General features: G+C 67.4%; 14 protein-coding genes. 6 read left to right on the top strand and 8 right to left on the bottom strand.

The window, feature by feature from the left end:
* Positions 1–569 precede the first annotated feature (569 nt).
* Together HR086_RS01600 and HR086_RS01595 are read left to right on the top strand one after the other, a co-directional pair.
* Positions 570–2,651 carry a M36 family metallopeptidase gene (locus HR086_RS01600; RefSeq protein ID WP_174463083.1) on the top strand — a complete coding sequence of 694 codons (2,082 nt, stop codon included), beginning with the start codon at positions 570–572 and terminating at the stop codon, positions 2,649–2,651.
* A 152-nt stretch (positions 2,652–2,803) separates the two neighbouring features.
* Positions 2,804–4,267 (top strand): cytochrome-c peroxidase, encoded by a 1,464-nt coding sequence (locus HR086_RS01595; RefSeq protein ID WP_174464638.1) that lies wholly within the window; start codon positions 2,804–2,806, stop codon positions 4,265–4,267.
* Between the two features lie 101 nt (positions 4,268–4,368).
* Here HR086_RS01595 and HR086_RS01590 read toward each other — a convergent pair whose 3' ends face one another.
* Both HR086_RS01590 and HR086_RS01585 read right to left on the bottom strand, forming a co-directional pair.
* A complete protein-coding gene (locus tag HR086_RS01590) occupies positions 4,369–7,953 on the bottom strand; it encodes a chitobiase/beta-hexosaminidase C-terminal domain-containing protein (protein WP_174464637.1) in 3,585 nt (1,194 codons plus the stop codon).
* A gap of 149 nt (positions 7,954–8,102) precedes the next feature.
* Positions 8,103–9,620: a hypothetical protein gene (locus tag HR086_RS01585; RefSeq protein ID WP_174464636.1), complete on the bottom strand. Its 1,518-nt coding sequence runs from the start codon at positions 9,618–9,620 to the stop codon at positions 8,103–8,105.
* Positions 9,621–9,827: 207 nt separating this feature from the next.
* On the opposite strand from HR086_RS01585, the gene HR086_RS01580 reads away from it, so the two are divergent.
* The gene (locus HR086_RS01580; protein ID WP_174464635.1) at positions 9,828–10,514 is read left to right on the top strand and encodes an SDR family oxidoreductase; all 687 of its coding nucleotides are present in this window, start codon (positions 9,828–9,830) and stop codon (positions 10,512–10,514) included.
* Positions 10,515–10,639: 125 nt separating this feature from the next.
* Here the strand turns inward: HR086_RS01580 and HR086_RS01575 are convergent, their stop codons facing one another.
* Complete coding sequence (locus HR086_RS01575; RefSeq protein ID WP_174464634.1) at positions 10,640–11,551, bottom strand: hypothetical protein; 912 nt, start codon at positions 11,549–11,551, stop codon at positions 10,640–10,642.
* Positions 11,552–11,703: 152 nt separating this feature from the next.
* Entirely contained in the window at positions 11,704–12,228 is a 525-nt protein-coding gene (locus tag HR086_RS01570; RefSeq protein WP_174463088.1) for a hypothetical protein, read from the bottom strand.
* 136 nt (positions 12,229–12,364) lie between these two features.
* On the opposite strand from HR086_RS01570, the gene HR086_RS01565 reads away from it, so the two are divergent.
* Complete coding sequence (locus HR086_RS01565) at positions 12,365–12,829, top strand: hypothetical protein (RefSeq protein WP_174464633.1); 465 nt, start codon at positions 12,365–12,367, stop codon at positions 12,827–12,829.
* Between the two features lie 33 nt (positions 12,830–12,862).
* Here the strand turns inward: HR086_RS01565 and HR086_RS01560 are convergent, their stop codons facing one another.
* The 3 genes from HR086_RS01560 to HR086_RS01550 form a co-directional block, all read right to left on the bottom strand.
* Positions 12,863–13,675: a S1 family peptidase gene (locus tag HR086_RS01560; RefSeq protein WP_217441643.1), complete on the bottom strand. Its 813-nt coding sequence runs from the start codon at positions 13,673–13,675 to the stop codon at positions 12,863–12,865.
* A 111-nt stretch (positions 13,676–13,786) separates the two neighbouring features.
* On the bottom strand, positions 13,787–14,536 hold the full coding sequence (locus HR086_RS01555; protein WP_174453577.1) for an RNA methyltransferase: 750 nt from the start codon (positions 14,534–14,536) through the stop codon (positions 13,787–13,789).
* Between the two features lie 38 nt (positions 14,537–14,574).
* The gene (locus tag HR086_RS01550; RefSeq protein WP_174464632.1) at positions 14,575–15,408 is read right to left on the bottom strand and encodes an MBL fold metallo-hydrolase; all 834 of its coding nucleotides are present in this window, start codon (positions 15,406–15,408) and stop codon (positions 14,575–14,577) included.
* Between the two features lie 110 nt (positions 15,409–15,518).
* Here HR086_RS01550 and HR086_RS01545 point away from each other — a divergent pair, with 110 nt between their 5' ends.
* Both HR086_RS01545 and HR086_RS01540 read left to right on the top strand, forming a co-directional pair.
* Entirely contained in the window at positions 15,519–16,406 is an 888-nt protein-coding gene (locus HR086_RS01545) for a LysR family transcriptional regulator (protein ID WP_373564245.1), read from the top strand.
* 216 nt (positions 16,407–16,622) lie between these two features.
* Positions 16,623–19,109: a hypothetical protein gene (locus HR086_RS01540; RefSeq protein WP_174464630.1), complete on the top strand. Its 2,487-nt coding sequence runs from the start codon at positions 16,623–16,625 to the stop codon at positions 19,107–19,109.
* A gap of 135 nt (positions 19,110–19,244) precedes the next feature.
* On the opposite strand, the gene HR086_RS01535 is transcribed toward HR086_RS01540, so the two are convergent.
* Entirely contained in the window at positions 19,245–20,228 is a 984-nt protein-coding gene (locus tag HR086_RS01535) for an aldo/keto reductase (protein WP_174464629.1), read from the bottom strand.
* Positions 20,229–20,349 lie beyond the last annotated feature (121 nt).

The following is a 20,349-nucleotide window of genomic DNA, read 5'->3' as shown; positions in this document are numbered from 1 at the left end:
CCCGCGGCATGACCGGGCCCAAGCCACCCGCCGGCTCGGAAGGCGAGGGAGCCCACGTCCCGCCCCCAGACGCAGGCAACGTCGCCGCATTCCGAGCGAACCCAATAACGCCATTCAGATACACATGAATCCAAACAACCAAGACAGCGCGACTCCAACGGAGCCCCCAAGTCTCATCCCGGAACGCCGTACCAGCGAGCCGAGAAGTTCGGCTCCGGCTGTTCATGCCAGCCAGGGTCCTCATGCACCCGTGAAACTGACACAGCCCGCCATGAACTCACTTCTGGCACCCGACTGGTAGGAATCACCCCAGACCCACCGGAATGAAACGCCTCTCATCCCAGAGAAAGTCTCGCTCGCGGCGCCCCCCACTCCGAGCCTCCAGAAGCCCTCCTCTGGAGGTCATCCCGCACCCGCGCACAGGGGTCCGCGCCGCCCTATCACAACTACATTTAAATCATATTTTTCGTATATTTCGGATCATTTGCATTATACGGAGAATACGTGTTTCCTCGCACGCCCAGTACCGCCCCGCAATGGGCGGCTGACCCGCAGCGCAGGAGCACGACATGTCCGTAGGTGCATACCGAAGGCGGCTGTTCCAGGCGGTGGTTTTCACGGCGACCCTCACGGGGTCCACGGCGCTGGCAGTGGCGCCGGAGTCTCACGAAGGCGAGCGGAACTTCGATGCCCGCGCCGCCTACAATGCGCAGGCGCGGTTCGGCTTCTCGACGGCCCAGAAGGCGCACGTCGCGGCGCTGCGCCAGAGCATCCCGGATCTGCTGGTGGAAGTGGACGAGACGAACGGCCTGGTCCGCTCGCTCACCAACCCCGTGGGCGCGCTCTCCGGCCCCAGCAGCGGTGACCCGATGGCCATCGCGCTGGACTTCGTCCAGAAGCACCACGAGGCGCTCGGCCTGGGGCTCCATGACCTGGCGAACCTCGAAGTCACCGACCGCGTCTTCTCGGAGGTCAGCGGCGCCACGCACCTGCACCTGCGCCAGACGTTCAAGGGCCTGCCCGTCTACAACGCGCAGCTGCAGATCAACATCGGCAAGGACGGCAGCGTCCTGGGCGTCCACAGCGACTTCCTGCCCTCCATCGAGAACGCCATCGCTGGCGTGGAGCCGCGCCTGAGCGCTGGCGAGGCCGTCGCGGGCCTGGCCCGGCACCTGGGTGTGCGCCTGCCGACCGCCCCCCGTTCGCTGAAGCCCGAGTCCGGTGTGAAGCGCCGCACGGGCGTGGAAGTGGACGGCCTGTCGCGCGAGCCCATCGTCGCGGAGCTGGCCGTGCTGCCCATGCGCCGTGGCGAGGCGCGGCTGGTGTGGCACTTCCAGGTCTACACCCTGGACTCGCAGCACGACTACGACGTGACGGTGGACGCCGGCACGGGCGAGGTGTTGACGCGCTTTGACTGGGTGGCCGCGGATTCCTACAAGGTCTATCCGGTGCCCGTGGAGAGCCCCAATCACACCACGCCGCTGCCCTTCGCGGATGGCCGTGTGACGGTGACCAACCCCGCCAACACCACCGCTTCACCCTACGGCTGGCACGACACCAACGGGGTCGCTGGCGCGGAGTACACGACGACGCGCGGCAACAACGTCCACGCGTACGAGGACCGCGACGCCAACAACGCCCCGCCCGCGACCCAGCCCGCTTGCGGCGCGGCGCTCAACTGCGTCTTCACCATCAACCTCGCTGGCGCCCCGTCCACGTACATCTCGGCGGCCGTCACCAACCTGTTCTACTGGAACAACATCATCCACGACGTGCAGTACCAGTACGGCTTCAACGAAGTGGCCGGCAACTTCCAGCAGAACAACTACGGCCGCGGCGGCGCGGGTAACGACTACGTCCAGGCCGAGGCGCAGGACGGCGGCGGCACCAACAACGCCAACTTCTCCACGCCCGCGGACGGCAGCCGCCCGCGCATGCAGATGTACGTCTGGACGGCGCCGAACCCGGACAAGGACGGCGACCTGGACAGCGGCATCATCGTCCACGAGTTCGGCCATGGCATCTCCAACCGCCTCGTCGGTGGCCCCAGCAACGTGTCGTGCCTCAGCAACCGGCAGCAGCCGGGCGAGGGCATCAGCGACTTCCTCTCGCTGTTCTACACGGCGCGCGTCGGCGACACGGCGAACAAGATTCGCGGCGTGGGCACCTACGCGCTGAACCAGGCCCCCGACGGCAACGGCATCCGCACGCAGCCATACACGCTGGACGCCACGCGCAACACCTGGACGTACGCGAGCATCAACGGCATGGCCGTTCCGCACGGCGTGGGCTCCGTCTTCGCCCAGGCGATGTGGGAGGCCTACTGGGCCCTGGTGACGCAGTGGGGCTTCGACGCCAACCTGTACAACGCCACTGGCAACGCCGGTAACCAGCGCATGATGCTGTACTTCACGGAGGGCCTGAAGCGCACGGCCTGCAGCCCCACCTTCACCCAGGTGCGTGACGGCATCATCAACGCGGCCGCCACCCTGCACGGTGGCGAGGACGTGTGCCGGCTGTGGAAGGCGTTCGCCGCCTACGGCCTGGGCTACAACGCGGTCTCCGGCGGCCCGACCAGCACCACGCCGACCAACGGCTTCACGCTGCCCTCCACCTGCCCCGCGGCCCTCGACGGTGAGACGCGCCTTTAATTCCTGACACACCGACGCACCGGACCGGGGGTTTCCTCTCACGAGGGGCCCCCGGTTTGTTTTTGTGCGCGGCGACGGACGACAACAACCGGGTGACACTTGCGAACGTCACCGGTGTTTCGTGGGAAGCCCCACACCCCGGAGACATTCCCATGGTTCCCACGCGTTTTGTCGCGTGTCTCGCCGGTGCCTTCGCACTCGGCGGACTGACGCATTGCACCCCGGCGGCCCCGGAGCAGGACGAAGTCGACGGCGATGTGAATCCCATCTCCCAGACGGCCGAGGCCCAGGCCGCCCTGCACCACGACCCCCGCGGAAGGAAGCTGTTCAGCGAGGCCTTCCCGAACACCAACGGGCGCTCTTGCGCCACCTGCCATGTCTTCGAGGACAGCACGGCCCTGCGGCCCGAGAACGTCCAGGCCCGGCTCGCCTCGAATCCAACGGACCCGCTGTTCAACCGCATCGATGCGGATGACCCGAACGCGGCGGTCCCCACGTACGAACATCTGAAGAGAGGGCTCGTCCGCGTCGTCCTTCCCCTGCCCGCCAACATGGACGTCATCGACACCCAGGGACACATCGTCACCCCCACCGACCGGAAGATTGCCGTCTGGCGAGGCGTGCCGAGCATCCAGGACATCGCCATCTCCGGCCCCTTCTTCCAACTGGACGGCCGCGAGTCGAACCTGGAGGACCAGGCCCAGGCCGCCATCACCAGCCACAGCGAGGGAGCCGCCGTGCCGCGCTCCCAGCTGCGCCAGGTGGCGGACTTCCAACGCGGAGAGTTCACGTCGGCCCGCGCGCGGTTCGTCGCCGACTTGAGCAACGCGGGGGTTCCGCTCGCTCGGATTCCCCTCCCCGAGGACTTCATGTGGCTCACGCCCGAGGAGCGCCGGGGGCGCGAGGTCTTCAAGGTCGGCTGCGAGCCCTGCCACGGCGGTGCGACGCTGAGCCGGATTTCAACCCCGGCGATGCGAGAGGTCGCCTCCCAGTTCCCGGTGACGAAGGCCGATGGCAACGTGTTGTTCACCCATGTCCCCGGCGTGGGGCCCGTGCCCGTACAGGGCCAGCGCTCGACGCCAGACATCCTGAACATCGGGTTCTCGGGCTTCTCCTACCTGGGACAGATTGGCCAGTTCCCCACGCTGTACAACGCGAGCATCGAGCTGCCGCGCTATCGGTTCCGCTTCTATACGGACGGCACGCGCCAGCAGCAGGTGACGGACCTTCCGCCCAACCCCGTGACGGCCAGCGGAGAGCCGTATGACCCTATTCCGGCGGTGGACGAGAACGGAGCGCCCATCGTCGGGCCCAACCTCTTCCCTCAGTGGTTCTCCACGGACCCTGGCCGGGCGCTCGTCACCGGCAACCCCCTGGACTTCGAGGCCTTCGACATCCCCACGCTGCGCGGCGTCGCGCGAACGGCACCCTACTATCACGACAACAGCCTCGAGAATCTCGAGGACGTCGTCGACATCTACAGCCAGTTCGTCCTGGCCTTCACGGCGCCCCTGAACCTGCCGCCCGTTCATCCGCCGGAGACTCCAGGCGGGCTCCCCGAGTCCCTCAGCCCCGCGCAGAAACAGGACCTGCTCCGCTTCCTCCAGCGACTCTGAAGTCCCACCGCGACGCGGTGAACCCGGGCGAGGGGCGCGGCACGATGCGCGTGTGCCGCGTCCCCCGGCGTCGACGTGAGGTCAGGCCCTCGAATGCACCCTCAGCACGACGGCGTCAGTTGATAGACGCGCACGTCCAGGCTCTCGCCCACGTTGACCTGGCACTGATTGCCCGGACAGGAGACAGGGGCCAGGGAGGGACTGGTGGACGTCGTCATGCCGACCCACTCCGAGACATTGAAGCCACAGCCGTTCCGGGCCAGCGGCATGTTCAGTGTGGGGAGGGGCCCCACGGTGTGCAACATCAGGGTGTTGTCGGAGGCCTCGACGACGGCGTCCACGCAACTCCCACCGCTGGTGCAGGAGAAGACGTGGACCCCCGCGTCCCGTGCCACGTCTCGCAGCACCGACGTCGGCAGGCCGGGGACCGCGGCGAAGCCGACCTTGTAGCTCCCGGAGCCGTCCGAGACCCGCTTGACGGCGAAGGCCACCTCTCCGCTGTTCACATAGCGGGAGAGCATGCGGGAGTCGATGCAGTTCACTGCCGAGGCATTGGGACAGAGCACGCCCCCGGTGGCGCCCACGTCGATGCGGTATTGGAGCTCGAAGCTCCCCATCGACAGAGGGGCTCCCAGTCCATTGTCGGGGTACTCACGCCCATCGATGTACGAGGCGGCGGCGAAGGCCGACGTGGTGGCTCGCCGCGACACCGGCATCCCCAGGGCGCTCGAGACGTTGCTGTCCGCGGCGTTGCCGCTGCCGTCAATCACCCCGGGCGCGTAGAGGTAGAGGAGCGTGCGCCCGCTGCCCGCGAGCTTCTGCTGGATGATTTGCTTGTCGGACTCCGACAGCTTGTAGGCGTCCAGGAAGATGGCCAGCCGGAGGTTGGACGTATCGAGCGTCGCGAGGTCGGAGAGGAGGTAGTGCCGGGCTGGTGCTCCGACGCGGGAGAGCGCTTCAATCTGCCCCGTCATGCTGGCCGTCGTGAATGGGAAGGCCTTGGCGCCCCCCAGCCCGTCGAGCGGATAATGCGCCACGGACTGCTCATCCACGAAGACGGCGATCTGCGGCGAATACGCGCTCCCCGTGCTCACCACGGACGAGGCCACCGTGCTGGTGTTCTTGAGGGTGTTCCAGAGCGAGGTCGTCTCCGCGGTCTGGTCCGGATTCCCGAACCAACCCCTGGCGGGCAGGTCGAAGTAGTAGAGCCCCATGCCATGGATGGCCGCCGTGAGGCCATCGCGCACCACCAGCCGATTGGTCTCCACGATGTTGGTGGCATGCCGCCAGTCGTCGACCTCCGCGAAGTGCGTCCGGCTGTCGTCCTCGAACTCGAAGTGCTTCCCGCTCTTGGTAATCGCCTCGATGGAGACCTGCGGCGAGAAGCCAAAGCCGAGCCGGCGTGAGAGTTCGTAGGAGAAGGGAGAGGCGAGGATGTCGATGTTCGGGTCGAGCAACAAGGTGGCGAGCCCGTGGTGGAAAGAGAACGCCCGGCGCGCAGTGAGGCCATAGGAATAGCCGTAGAAGATCTTGTTCAACGCCTTGCCGCCCGTCACCTGCTTCACCCGGGCCGCCAACCGGGAGATGGCGGCGACCAGGTTGTCCACCTCGGCGCGGGACGCCTGGACGGCCGCGGCCTTCGTGCTCCCCGCCAGGAAGATGCCGAAGTTCTCCGACATCCGATTCGTGAGGGTGGCGGCGGGACTGCCGGAGTCGTCTTGAAAGAAGAAACTCGACGTGTGGAGCGGCTCCCAAGGGAATTTCGCTGTCGGGTCCTTGCCCGTGACGTAGAGGGGCGAGAAGAAGAACTCTCCCCCAGAGAGGTAGGTGAAGGTCATTCCAATCACCCGCCCCCGGGTCTCCGGCTCGGCCTCCAGCAGGTTGGCGACCGTGCCGATCTCCACCTCCCGGGACAGAATCCACGATTCGTTGATGCGCTTGTAGGGCTTCCTGAACTTGCCGTCGACGGAAGCGTCGCAGAGGGCATTGGCGTTGAAGCGGGCCCCCTGGTTGTTGTAGAGCGCCATGTACGTCGGGGAGAGGAAGTCCTCTCCGTCCACGCAGGTAAAGGCGCTCTCCTCATAATCATAGAGGTCGAACCGGATGATGAGGTACGGGTCGAACCCCGGGTAGGCCTCCCGGACCTTCTTGAGCCGGGCGCCCAGTCGTTGGACCGCGGGCGTGCCCCGGTAGGCGATGGCGGCCACCTCGACGATGAAGCGAGTGCCAAAGGCCTGTGTCCTCGCCAGCTCGGCGAGCTGGGTGTCGATGATGGCATCCTCCGCCACGCAGTTGCTCAGACACGCCTGGAGGTTGAACGCGTGGTGCAGCGGGCTGAGCACCTGGCCGTTGACGGAGATGCGCTTGCCTCCGTTGACGGTGACGATGGTGGCGGCGGGACCCGTCCAATTGGACGTCGAGAGCGTATAGGTGGCGCTGACCGGCGTGCTGCTGGTGAAGCCCGCGCGGCAGGCGATGGCGCGGACCGTCCTCGTCGTGTCCACGGTGAAGGGCGCCGTATACGTGAGCGAGGGGGCGCCACAGACGGGCGAGCTTCCATCCTGGGTGTAGTAGAGCGTCGCGCCAGGGGTCGTGGTCGTCAGCGTCACGCTCCGCGCGCTGCTGTAGATCCCTCCCGGTGGCGAGAACTGGGGCGGCGCCGCGACGAAGCTGTACTGGGCCGAAGTGACGGAGCTCGGCGTCATGCCACTCTTGCAGGCGATGGCCTGGACGGTGGTCGCCGAGGAGAGCGCGATGGGCGTGCCGTAGAGGTTCCCACCGCCACACGTCGGAGCCGAGCCGTTGAGCGTGTAGTAGATGCTCGCCGAGCTGGTGCCGGAGGTCAGCGCCACGTTGATGGGGCTGGCATGGGTGCCTCCCGACGGGGACAGGACGGGAGCCTGCACCGTCGCGACGGTGGGCACGGTCGGCGTTCCGGCGACCTGGTCCGAGACATCCGTGCCGGACAACATGGCATACACATACAGGGGTTGACCCTGGAACTGGGCGAGGACCGAATCTGACAGGCGAATCTTGAAGCGGTGTCGGGCCAGCGTGGTGTTGCAAAGGGAGCTCACCGCGGGCTCGGAGGCGATGTCCGCCAGCCCCCCGTAGAAGATGGTTCCCGTGGTCCAGGGCCCGCCCGCGTAGACGTTCAGCTCAACGGACTGGTTGATGCCATACGCGCAGGTCCATCCTTCCAGGTAATAGCCATCACTCCGCAAGTACACTCCCTCGACGGAGCCCTTGACCTGTCCATTGTAGGGGGCCGCGGGGATGGAGATGTTTCCCGAGCCCGGGACGAGGTTGTTGATGCCGTGGGCGGCCAGATGGGCATGCGCATAGAGCGGCTTCCCCGCGTGCTGCTTGAGCAGATACTGGGGGAGCTGGAACCGGAAGCGGTGCCGGTTGAGGGTGCTGCCACAGGCCGTGGACACCCCCGGCTCCGACAGCACATCCGCCCGGGTGCCGCCCAGCATCGTGCCCGTGGGCCACGGCGCTCCAGCGTACACGTCGACGTCGACCGACTCGGAGAACCCGTACGCACACGCCCACCCCTCCACGAAGTAGGTCGTGCCCCTCCAATACACGCCCTCGAGATTGCCTCTCACGTCATTGCTCGCCAGCACATCCATGGCGAGCAGGAAGAGTGTGACAGCGATGAGGCGCTGGATTGATCGACGCATGCGGGCCCTCCCGGCGTTTTGTCGATTTACGTGCTTTCCGGCTATTGACGCAAGTTGGGGAGGAAGTCCCCATGACAGGGCGCTGTGCCGCGTTGGGCGATGGAGGCACCCCCAGCACATGTTCACATGCGCCAGGGATCTGCCCTGGCTCAGGGGAGCCTGAAGACCCGCAGGTTCTCTTCGCCCCTGCGCACGTAGACGAGGGCGTGGTGCGTCGCCAGGTAGAAGAAGCGGTTCTTGACCAGCTCATGCCATCCACCGAAGGCGCCAGCCTCGTACTCGGGGGCCTCGCGCAGCGTGAGGGCCACCGGGTCCACTTCGTAGGTCCGGTACTCGAAGCTCCCATCGCCATCGCGGTCATACCGGAACGCGGCGATGTAGCGATTGAGCGGAGGCACGTAGGCGAACACCTGTCCCTCGAAGTATTCGCTGAAGCAGCGCGCACGCACCAGGTCGCTCGTGAGCTTCAGCTCGCCCCACTTCGTCGTGTCCAGGTCGTAGGTGATCAGTCGGGGAAAGTGCACGTGCGACTCCTCGTGCCCTGGAGCCGGGAAGCTCACCAGCGTGCGCCCCACCCTGGCCATCTGCGCGAAGAACCAGGTGGGAGGAGTAATGACCTCCCACTTCCAGGACTTGTCCGCGGTTCCGAACGACCACCACCGCGAATAGTTGCCGTTCTCCGTGGGGCCGAACACATAACGGCCCGCCACCTCGTCCCAGAACGTCCACCCGGCCGCGCCACCGTAACCCGTCTCTCCATTGTAGGAGGCGCCCGGGGTGTTGAACGGGTTGTGGCGCGTCCACTTGCGCGTCGTCAGGCTGTAACGCCACATGCGCCGGACGCCAAAGGCAACCTCATCGAGGTCCGGGTTGTAGACGAGCCCGTTGTAGGTATGACGGGCCGTGGGGTTGCCTGTCGAGGCAGCGGGCCGGGCCGGGTCGAAGAACTCGTCCCCGGTGACGTCGCTGTCCGGATGCGACCTGGCGTACTCCGAGGCGGGAGGATAGCTGCTGTATGTATTCCCCCAGGGAACCTCCGCCCAGTTCGCCGAGTGGTCCGGGAGCTGCTCGATGCTCCAGCGCATCTGCGCCATGTCGAAGCGGTAGATGCCGTTGTTGGAGCTGTCCGCGTGGCCTCCACCGAAGGCCCACCAACGCGCGCGCGGCGCATCCAGCGCCACCCCTGAGTACGCGTTGATGACCCCGGCGATTCCCTGCGAGCCGAGGTCCCGGAAGCCAGGAAGCGCCGCCTTGACCTCCGCGTCGAGCGTGGTGAGCGGCGTCCCCGCGACTTCAATCCACCGGTCCTTCGGGACGAGCGCCCACGACACCTCGTTCACGAGCCCAGTCGCGTCACGCCCCGGCGTCCACACGTTGCCCACCAGCGTGCCAGTCTCCGTGCCATGGCCCCAGGTGAACTCGGGAGGAGGCTGCTGCCCGCCATCCGGTGAAGTCGTCCCTCCGTCGGGCCGCGGCCCTCCTCCATCCGGTGACGTCGTCCCGCCGTCGGGCCGCGGCCCTCCTCCATCCGGTGACGTCGTCCCGCCGTCGGGTGAGGGCTGCTCCCCAGGAGAGGGGTCCGACGAGTCGCATCCCGCGACGACGAGTGAGAGCGACACGAAGAGAATCCAAGGAGACAAACATCGGCTCAGACGGCCCGTGGTCATGCACTGCTCCGAGACAAGATGGCTGAACGCCCGCGCGTGGGCCCAGGCAAGTGACATGCCATGGGGCGCTCACACGAACTCCTCCACGGATGCGCTCGGCGACACGGGAGCACTGGCGCGGAGACAGGGGGGACAACCCCCCATCGTGTGGCCCACGTGCCCCACAGTCCCCCCATCAGACGAGGTCCAGGTCTATGGTCCGGCGCCATGAATCTCGTCATCACAGGCGCCAACCGTGGCATCGGCCTGGAGCTCACCCGGCAGTACCTCGCGCGCGGCGACACCGTGCACGCGGGAGCCCGAGAGCCGGCGGAGGCCCGCGAACTCACCACCCTCGCGGATGCCTCCGGCGGCCGGCTGCGGGTGTATGCCCTCGACGTGACCAGCGACGAGAGCGTGCGCGCGTTCGCCGCCGCGCTGACGGAGCCAGTGGACCTGCTCATCAACAACGCGGGCCGGCGCACCCGGCGAGACAACCTCGAGGATGTCTCGCTCGAGGACGCGCTCCAGATGCTGCAGGTGAACGCGCTCGGTGCCCTGCGAGTGACTCGCGCGGTGCTGCCGCGACTGCGCGGGACGCCCGGGGCGAAGATCGCCAGCCTCAGCTCGGGGCTCGGTTCCATCACGGACAACACGTCGGGCGGAGGCTACGGCTACCGGATGTCGAAAGCGGCGCTGAACATGGCGACGCGCTCGCTCGCGGCGGACTTGCGCGGCGAGGGACTCATCGTGGTGACCATCAGTCCCGGCTGGGTACAGACGGACATGGGCGGCGCGAGCGCACCGACACAGGTGTCCGAGTCCGCCGCGGGGCTGCTCGCGGTGCTGGACCGCGTGACGACGCACGACAGCGGAGGCTTCTTCGACTTCCGGGGCGCGCGCATCGACTGGTGAGCGAAGTGGCTTCACTCCTCAGTCCAGACCCCTGACAATCATTCGCAAACAAACACCCGAGGACCTCGCGGGCTGAAACAAGCCTTGAGTATCGCAGAGGGCTGGTGGCGAGCCCTCGCACGACGTCAGCGACGAATCAGCACTTGGGGCCCCTCCGGGCCTCCCTCCAACCTGTAGCCGGCCTGCGCCATGCGTTCGGCCCAGGCCGTATCCGTCCCAGCAGGGTTGCCTTCAAGAAGCCATCTTCCATCTGGAATCCTGGAGAGCGTCATCTCGGGCACGACCGCCCCCTCGATGAGCCCGTTGAGCGCTCGCAATTGCCCGAACAGGTGCTCAGGCCCACCCAACTGCTGAGCACGAAGACGATCGTTCAGGACCATGCGGGACGTGACGACCGCGAGGCCTCCAGCCAAGGTGGTGGACTCCCATCGCTGGATGTCGCGCTGCGCGGCGAGAATCTCGGCCCGCAACTTTCGACTCGTTTCATTCCAGAGCATCCCACGCGGGGGCAGTGGGAATCGGGTGACCCTGGCCGCCTGTTCCTCCAGCGTTGGACAGGCCGGCCCTGTCTCCACGTCCACTGACCACGCCTCGCGCTGAATGGAGAGCCGATTGAGCGAGAGGAAGGGCACGACCTTCGCGAACTCCAACATCGTGTCGACAATATCGCCCGCCCGACTCGCCCATTGCAGCCGAAGCACCACCCCATCGCGACTCTCGTGAAGCACCTTCACATCCGCACCCGCGACGAATGGCGTCAGCCGGGACAGCAGTTCCTCCTGGTCGACCGGGGGGCAGTAGAAGCGCAGTCGAGCCTCGACGGCTCGCAGATCACGCTCCCAATCAGCGCGGTATTTGATTCGGTCCGCCAACTCAGAACGATGAAGCGCCGCGAGTCGCGCCTGATTCCTGAGTTCCCGAATCTCCTCCGTCTCGCAGGCCATGCCCCCGACGGCGACCGCGACAAGACAGGCCCACACCACGATGGGATGAATAGCCCGCGTGAGGAGCCTTCTCTCAGACCGCTCGTGAGTCATCCTCATCTCCTGGGGACGGCATCATGCGCAGCCTATCGCCCATTTCACGGCGCGAAGGACGGGAGTTGCGCCGATGGCCCCTTCCCCATCGATGACCGACGGGTGAGGGGCCATCCTCGCCATGCACGGGACGCCCGTGCTCGGAAGGTCCGTCAGTTCTTGACGACGGTGGTGATGATCAGCGGAGTCGGAGTTCCGATGAAGCTGCCAGCGGTGTTGGTGCACGGCATGGGCACCTGCGAGAAGTCCGCGGCGTAGTAGCCGTAGGTGGAGCCATTGCCCTTCTCGTAGAACTCCTGACCATCCGGGAGGACCACCTTCCAGACGTAGTTGATGCTCGTGTACTGCGTGGACGACCGCGCCCGGATGACACCCGTCACCGTGGTACCCCAGTGGTACGGAGCCACCGCCGGCGCCTCGACGGTCTGCGGCGCCGGAGCCCAGTCGAACGTGCTGGTGGGGCCAGTGCTCCCGCCCCAGCCGTAGATGAGGAACACGCTCGTCCCCCAGGGCAGGTCATCGTTGCGGTACGTGAGGGTGATTTCCGCCTGGGAGGTGCTGAAGTAGCCGCACGTGTTGAGCACCGTGCGCGCCTGCACCCACTGCGAACCCGCGAGAGCAGAGGTGGAAGTGAGCATCAGGGCGAGCACGAGCGCGTGGCGGGAAATTCGGGACATGCGAAGACTCCAGGGTGTGGTTTGACAACCGCGTCCCCTTACCAGAGCCAGGGGGCACGCTGGAACCCAGGGGTGCCGCGACGTGTTTGAATGACTGTCCGACACGAGCAACCCCGCCCGTCGAGCACGCCCACCCATGCCTCGCGAGCCTCCCATCGTCCTGCCCGTCTTGCTGTCGCAGCTCCGGCTCGCGAATCCGTGGGCGCTGCTCCTCGCGAAAGAGGAGGGCTATCCGCTCTCCACCGCCAGCCTGCTCTCCGAGCGCTACGCCATGAAGAGTGACGAGAAGCCCTTCGCGCGAGAGCTGCTCGGCCGAAAGCCGAACCTGTGGGTCTTCCGCTGCGACCAGCGCCGCTTCGCGGGTGACTTCGTCATCGTGGACATGGCGGAGCCGCGACCCGCGCGGCGCCAGGTGGTGGTGCTCGACCTCAAGATGGGTGCGCCCCTCGTTCTCGGCGGAGGCGGAGCAGGCGTGCAGCTCACCCACGCGCAGGACGCGGTGGAGGGTGTCGCGGCCCGCAAGGGCGTCATCGCCCCAGGCACGCCATACATGCTGGCGACGGGCGACAAGGACGTCATCCTCGCCTGGCTGCGCGAGTGACGGCCCCAGGAACGAAGCCGCGACACACTCCGCTCAGGGCGTCGTCTGGAATCCCGCCCCCATCACCGTGCCGTCGAACCCGCTGGCCACGTCCCGAAGGCGGAGGTCCTTCAGGATGTTGGCCGATGAGGTGTAGACGTACGGCGGAATGGCAATCGACCGACGGGTGGTGATGCCGGCCCACGGACCCTCGGACTGGAAGTTGTTCGACGACGACGGGTACGCGCTCCCCGGAACATGCCAGATGACAGGGCCTCCCGAGTCGCCGGCCGCGTGCTGGGCCCAGCACTGGTACAGCCCATTGCTGTTGTTGGTGATACGGCCGTAGTAGGTGCCGGATGGCGCCGACGTCACCAGCTCGTTGTTGTTGAACCAGGCGGCACCCAGCAGGTTCTCCCGGCTGCCTTCGACGACGAGCACCCCGGTGATTCTGAGATGCGGGCCCTGGGCCGAGAGCTGCACGTCCTCGACGAACTGGAGGATGGCGTAGTCCAGAAACGGCTGGAGTGCCTTCGGCTTGATGAATCGCATGTATCCGATGGGACCAAACGCCACGTCGTTGGCGTCGTAGATGGGCGCCAGACCATAGGGAATCAGGACACCTTCGTAGGTGTCGCCACCGTCGAGGCAGTGTCCCGCGGTGATGCCGACCCGGTTGCCGTAGCTGTCGGTTCCGACCGGGCCCATTGTGCAGAAGGCCTCCGGAAAGGCCGGGTTGAAGATGATCTTCATGCCATTGGCGACGAGCTTGGGGCTCGTCTGGGCAACGGCTTCACCCGCCCCTCCCACCAAGGAGAGGACAGCGAGGGTGGACAACAACACGACGGCCATCCGAGTGATGCGCATATCGCTCCTTCGCTCCAGGGCTGAATCCCGCGGGCACCGTACACCACCCACCCGTCCTGGATGACGACGGCCCCCGGGCAGTGCTCGTGGACCTGGAGTCCTCCGCACGCCTCAGCCCTTCTTGTCGGATTCCGGACGCGCCGTCGGGCCCACCACGAGACGCGAGATTTGCTTGAAGGCGGTCAGCCACAGCTCCACCTCCCGCCTCGTCAAGGCCGAGCGGGTGAGCGAGTGGGTCATCTCCGCGAGCAGTGCATCCGGCCCCTGCCGATTGAGGAACCCCACCTCCAGGAGGACCAATCGCATCCAGGACTGAAGCGCCTGCACCAGCCGCAGCGGCGCGCCCTCCACCGCGCCCGGTGACGCCACCTCCACCTGCTCGCGCGCGCAGAGGTACAGGAGGACCGCCGCCGCCTGCGCCAGGTTCATGGAGGGCTGCTCGGGCCGCGTGGGAATGACGAGCGCCTGCTGGCAGTGGCTGAGGTCCTCATCGGACATGCCGCGCTTCTCGCCCCCGAGAACCAGGGCCACCTTCCCCCGCTGCGAGTGCAGCGCCAGCAGCGCCACCGCATCCTCGGGAGAAAGGGTGGGCATGCCGCGCAGGTTCTGCCGCGAGGTGGTCCCCACCGCGAGCACCACGTCCTCCAGCGCCTCGGGCAGGGTGGGAACGATTCGCGCGGCCTCCAGGACATGACCGGCGTGCACCGCCATGCGCCGGGCGCCGTCCATCTCCTGCAGTTGAGGATCGGAGAGCACGAGCTCCGCCACGCCAAAGTTCGCAGCCAGGCGCGCCACTGCGCCGAGATTGTCCGGGCCCTGCGTCTGGTGCAGCACGACGCGCAGGTGGGAGGTGAGAGCCATGCAGCCACCTTACTGGCCGCGCACAGCCCCCGTCGCGCTCATCCGCTCCGTCCTGTCCTCTCCCCCAGGGGCGACGCGGAGGCCCGCGCGGACCACAGCCCCCGAGAGAGCACCTCGTCCAGGTTCCTCCGGTGGAAGAACGCCTCGAAGTCGCCTCCCTCCACGTCCTCCGGCAGACAGGCTCCGAGCGGAATCGCGCGGACACGCTCCGGCACGCCCCGCGTCTCGCGCACGGCCGCCTCCAGCGCCCGCAGGTAGTGTCGCGCGGCCCCCAGCGTGCGCGCGGAGGACACCCCGCCGTGCCCCTGGATGACCCTCGTGCGCCCCCTCGCCTCGGCCCGGGCCAGCGCGGCATCGATGTCGGCCGGCTCGCCATACGCGACGTAGGCCATGTTCCCCACCGCGATGTCCGCGCTGAGCAACACGTCCAACGCGGGGACGTCGAGGTTCAGCGTGCTCGCCGTGTGCCCGGGATTCGGGAACACGTCCAGCGTGTACCGTCCCCACTCCAGCGACAACGGCGCGTCCACGCACCGGTCCGGCGCACGGTAGAAGCCCGTCTCCTCGTCCGAGCGGAAGCGCTCCAGGCGAAAGGTCTCCTCGAACCGCGCGTGAGCCCACACCGACGCCTCGGGGAACGCCTGGAGCCCCGCTAGGTGGTCGCTGAAGCCATGCGTGCAGACCACCTGCCGCACCCGGGCCCGAAGGGAGCCAGCCACCCACTCCCGGAGCGCCTCCGCGTCCGCCCGGCTCGCGAGCGCGTCCACCATCAGCACCTCACCCTCCCGGAGGAACAGCGTGGCATTCGAGTCGTATGCCTCCCCCGTGACGACCCAGACCTCAGGGGCCAATCGCAGCGTCTTCAAGCCCATCCCGGCACCTCTCGTCAGCGAGCAGGCGTGGGTTCTCCCGAAGCTTCCTCCATGCGTCCAACGCATCCTCCGCATCCATCCATGCGAGAATCGAATGGATGACCCTGGACGTGAGACACCTTCGACTGGTGGCGGCCGTGGTGGACACCGGCTCGGTGACGGCGGCGGCGCGCGTGCTGCACCTGTCCCAGCCCGCGCTGAGCCACCAACTCCGCGACGTGGAAGAGCGGCTGGGCACCGAGCTGTTCCAGCGCGAGGGCCGACGCATGGTGCTCACCGGCCCCGGCCAACGCGTCCTCGAAGCCGCACGCAAGGTGATGGCCGAGGTGGAAGCCGCCGAAGCGGACGTTGCACGGCTCGCGCACACGTCGCAGGGCATCCTCCGGCTCGCCACGGAGTGCTACACGGCCTACCACTGGCTGCCGGCGGTCCTCCGGCGGTTCTCCACCCGACATCCCCAGGTGGAGGTGCGCATCGCCGTGGAGGCCACGCGCCGCCCGGTGGAGGCGTTGCTGGCGGGGACGCTGGACCTGGGCATCGTCAGCGCGCCAACGCGGCACCGGCGCCTCGCACATGCGCCCCTCTTCGAGGACGAGCTCGTCGCCGTCATGGCACCAGAACATCCCCTGGCGAGCCGCGGCATCCTGCAAGCCGCCGACTTCGCGGGCGAGCACGTGCTGCTCTACAGCATCCCTCTCACCGAGAGCACCTTGTTCCAACAGGTGCTCACTCCCGCCGGCGTCTCCCCCGCGCGCGTGTCCCACGTGGAGCTGACCGAGGCGCTCGTCGAGTTGACCAAGGCCGGGCTCGGCATCGCGGTGCTGGCCCGCTGGGCGGTGGCCCCGGAGCTCTCACGCGGGACGCTGGTCGCGGTGCGTGTGACACGCAAGGGACTGCGCAGGCACTGGCACGCCGTGTGGCCCCGCGCCGTGCGCCCCACACCCCACCTCACCTCTTTCGTGGAGCTGCTCGCGAAGGCGGGCCCCCCAGGACGCTGAGGCCTCAACACCGTTCCTGATGAAGGGCCGATGTGGGTACGCGCTGTCCGTGTGTCTCCGATGACGGACTCAGGCGCACCGAGAGCCTCAAATTCCTGAGAGAACCTCAGGGGTTCGAGGCTCTCGGTGCGACGGCGTCGCTCGAAGTCAGCTGAAATACTTGAAACATCATAAGGCGAGAAAAGGTCCGGCAATTGCAGTCGTGTGTGACCCCCTATGCGCACACCCCTGATCAACTCCTGGACGCATCGTGTTTCCCTGTTCCTCGTCGTGGCACTCCTCTTCACCGCTTGTAGTGATGACCCGCCGAAGCCCACGCCCGATGCGGGCTCTGATGACGCTGGCATCCCCGACTCTGGCGGAGGCCCTCGTCCGGATGCCGGCCCCGCGGATGCTGGCGAGCCTGACTCCGGCACTCCTGACGCAGGCCAGCCCGATGCGGGCGGAGGTGAACCCGATGCGGGGACCTCCTGCGCGCCGACGGTGACGGACGTCCTCCAGAATGGAGAATGGGACCCCCGCTTCTCCATCGCGGGCGTCTCCGGCATGGATGGCCATGTGCCCCATGTGTATGACTTCGCGAAGACGCCCTCGGGCGACCTCGTCGCCGCCGGGTACTTCCGCTGGCTCGGCACGCAGGCCACGCCTCCACTCATCCAGCGCCACGACGGAAAGTGGCACCCCCTCCAGAGGACATGGGAGCAAGGGCTTCCCGGCGCGGGCTTCTCTTCCGTCGCGGCGAAGGACGACACCACGCTCGCCCTGGCGACGAACGACACGTTCGGCGCGCGCTCGGGTGAGGTGTGGCTCGCGACGCCCGAAGGTGTTCGCGTCATCGGCAGGTTCGACGGCCTGGTTCGCACCATGGCCTTCATCAAGGGAGAGCTCTGGGTCGCGGGGCAGTTCCAGCTCGCGGAGAACGGGGCCATCGGCCTGGCCATCTGGGATGGGAGCACCTGGCGGTTCCCCACCGGAGGCCCCGCCAATGGCCCCGTCTACGAGCTGCTCGTCGACGGTGATGACGTCTGGGTGGGCGGCGGCTTCTCCCAGGTGGGTGGCATCTCCAGCAACATGGTCGCCCGGTGGAATGGGAGCACGTGGGAGGCGTACGACCTCCCTCTGATCGGCAACGGCGTCTTCGCGCTCGCGCTCGGAGACGACGGGACGCCCTATGCGGGTGGCACGTTCGCCTACGACTTCAGCATGGATGGCGTGGGCTCCATCGCCCGCTGGAATGGCACCGCGTGGGAGATGCTCAACAAAGGCGTCAGCACCGGGCAGTTCCCCGGCGTCGTGACGGACCTGGTGTTCAACGACGGCAAGCTTCACGTGGGTGGATGCTTCTCCCACGTCAACGGCCATGCCTGGAACGACCCCAAGGCCATCCCCGCGAATGCCCTGGCGCAGTGGTCGCCCACCACCGGATGGGAGCCGTGGCCCAATGCCACGCTGCCCAACCGGACCGTCTGGTTCGCGCCGCTCTACTGTGGCGATGAGGGCCCTTCCGCCTTCCCCCTGTGGGAAGTCCCCATCCAGCGATTCCTGCTCGACGGTGAGCGCCTCTATGTCGCGGGCACCTTCCCCAGCGTCAACGGCGCGGCCTCCCAGAGCCTCGTCTCCTACGAAGACGGCCAGTGGCGGACCGAGGGCGGCGAGTCCGGCGACGGACTGAGCGGGCGACCCGATGTGATGGCGACGGGAGGCCCCCAGTGCACCGTCCACATCCTGGGCGAAATCTCCCATGCGGGTGGCGAGGCGGTTCCGCGCACCGTGCTGCAATTCAGTGACGCGGGCTGGAAGCCGCTGGCGGCACTGCCGGAGATGGAGTGCTCGGACCTGGCTGTGAATGCCCGGGGCGACATCTATGTCTCGTGTACTGACTGGAACGCCCTCCAGTCGCACGTGCTCACGTGGACCGGGGAAGCGTGGCGGTCACTCGGAGACCTGAGCGCACACGGCTTCATCTTCGACATGACCCTGGACTCGCTCGGACGACCCTGGCTGTCGACCCTGCTGGACACCACCGGGCGCGTGGTCCGCTGGGATGGCGAGCGTTTCGTGCTGGTGGCGGACGGCTTCGACAGCCCCGTGTCCGCGCTGGCCCTTCGTCCCGAGAACGAGGACCCCGACCACCCCGCCTTCGTCGCCGCGGGGGAGTTCACGCACGTGGGCACATTGGCGGCGCGGCGCATCGTCCACTGGAACGGCACCGCCTTCGAGCCCCTGGGCGAAGGCCTGAGCACCTCCGTCATCACCGTCGCCTACGGGGAGCGCGGCATCTTCGCGAGCACCAACATGGAATTGGGGCCGGAGGGCCTGCCCGTGCCAGACCGCATCACACTCGGACACTGGGACGGTACCGCCTGGGTGGAGTTGGCGACGGCTGAAAACGGGCTGCCGCCGCCCATGAACGAGAGCCGGGGCGGTGTCCATAGCTTCCGGAAGCTCGTCCCCAGCGGGAGCGACCTCGTCGCCGTGGGCACCATCATTCCCGAAGGCGGGGGCCCCACCCATGCGTATGTCTTCAATGGCGAGCGGTTGCTGCCCATTGGAGGGGGCGTCAACGCCATCAGCGTCGATGCCGTGGCGCTGACACCCGACGGTATCTGGTTGGGAGGTTTCATCGCCGAGGCCGGACGCGACGAGCGCCGCATCCCCTCCGTGGGCGTGGCGCATCTGCGCCGGCGCACCACCGTGCCCTGATGCCGGACGGGCGCGGCTTGCCATTCTTCGCGCAAGCCGCGCCACCCCGGAGCCATTCACGGCGTCATGCGGGCATCCCATCGCCCGTGACTTCCAGGGCGCCCCAGCGCCGGTGAGCGCCTTCTTGCGAACGCGTCAGCGGTGCACGCTGCTCATGTCCAGGTAGCGAAGCCCCGTCGCCGCGCCCACCGGGAACACCGAGTCGAGCTGGGCGAGGTCCGCGCCCGTGAGTTCCACGCGTGCGGCCCCCGCGTTTTGCTCGAGGTACTTCACGCGCTTGGTGCCGGGGATGGGCACCACGTCCGGGCCTCGGGACATCACCCACGCGAGCGCGAGCTGCGCGGACGTCACGCCCTTCTGCTTCGCGAGCTGCTCCACGCGCTGCACGAGGTCCAGGTTCTTCTGGAAGTTGTCTCCCTGGAAGCGCGGGTTCTGTCGTCGGAAGTCGTCCGCGGGCAGGTCCTCGAAGCGCTTGTACTGGCCGGTGAGGAAGCCTCGGCCCAGTGGACTGTAGGAGACGAAGCCGATGCCCAGCTCGCGCACCGTGGCGAGTACGCCGTCCTCCTCCACGTCGCGCGTCCACAGGGAGTACTCGGTCTGCAGCGCCGAGATGGGGTGGACGGCGTGCGCCTTGCGAATCGTCTCGGGCGCGGCCTCGGACAGGCCGAGGTAGCGCACCTTGCCCGCGCGCACGAGCTCCGCCATCGCGCCGACCGTGTCCTCGATGGGTACCTTCGGGTCCACGCGGTGCTGGTAGTAGAGGTCGATGTGGTCGACGCCCAGGCGCTTGAGCGAGGCCTCGCACGCCTGTTTCACATAGGCCGGGTCGCCACGGATGCCCAGGAACTCGCCCTTGGCGCCACGCACGTTGGCGAACTTCGTGGCCAGCACCACCTGCTCGCGGTGGCCTCGAATGGCGCGGCCCACGAGCTCCTCGTTGGTGAAGGGCCCGTACATGTCCGCGGTGTCGAGGAAGGTGATGCCCAATTCGAGGGCGCGGTGGATGGTGCGCAGGGACTCCGCCTCATCCCCGGCGCCGTAGAACTCGCTCATCCCCATGCACCCGAGCCCCAGCTCCGAGACCACCAGCCCTTGCCGACCCAGCTTGCGCTGCTTCATCGTCCTGCCTCCGCGTTCGAGTGCCGTTGCGCGCTGAAGGTGCGGCCGGAGCAAGAGCGGTGCACCGGCCCGGCGGCAGGCGGAGGTCGGGCCGCCTCCTCGACGACCGCGAGGCGGCGGC

It is taken from the genome of Myxococcus sp. CA039A (assembly GCF_013336645.1).
In the GTDB taxonomy this organism is placed as follows: domain Bacteria; phylum Myxococcota; class Myxococcia; order Myxococcales; family Myxococcaceae; genus Myxococcus; species Myxococcus llanfairpwllgwyngyllgogerychwyrndrobwllllantysiliogogogochensis.
The sequence above is the reverse complement of the archived record's forward strand: the minus strand, read 5'-3'. Positions and strand labels throughout refer to the sequence as shown.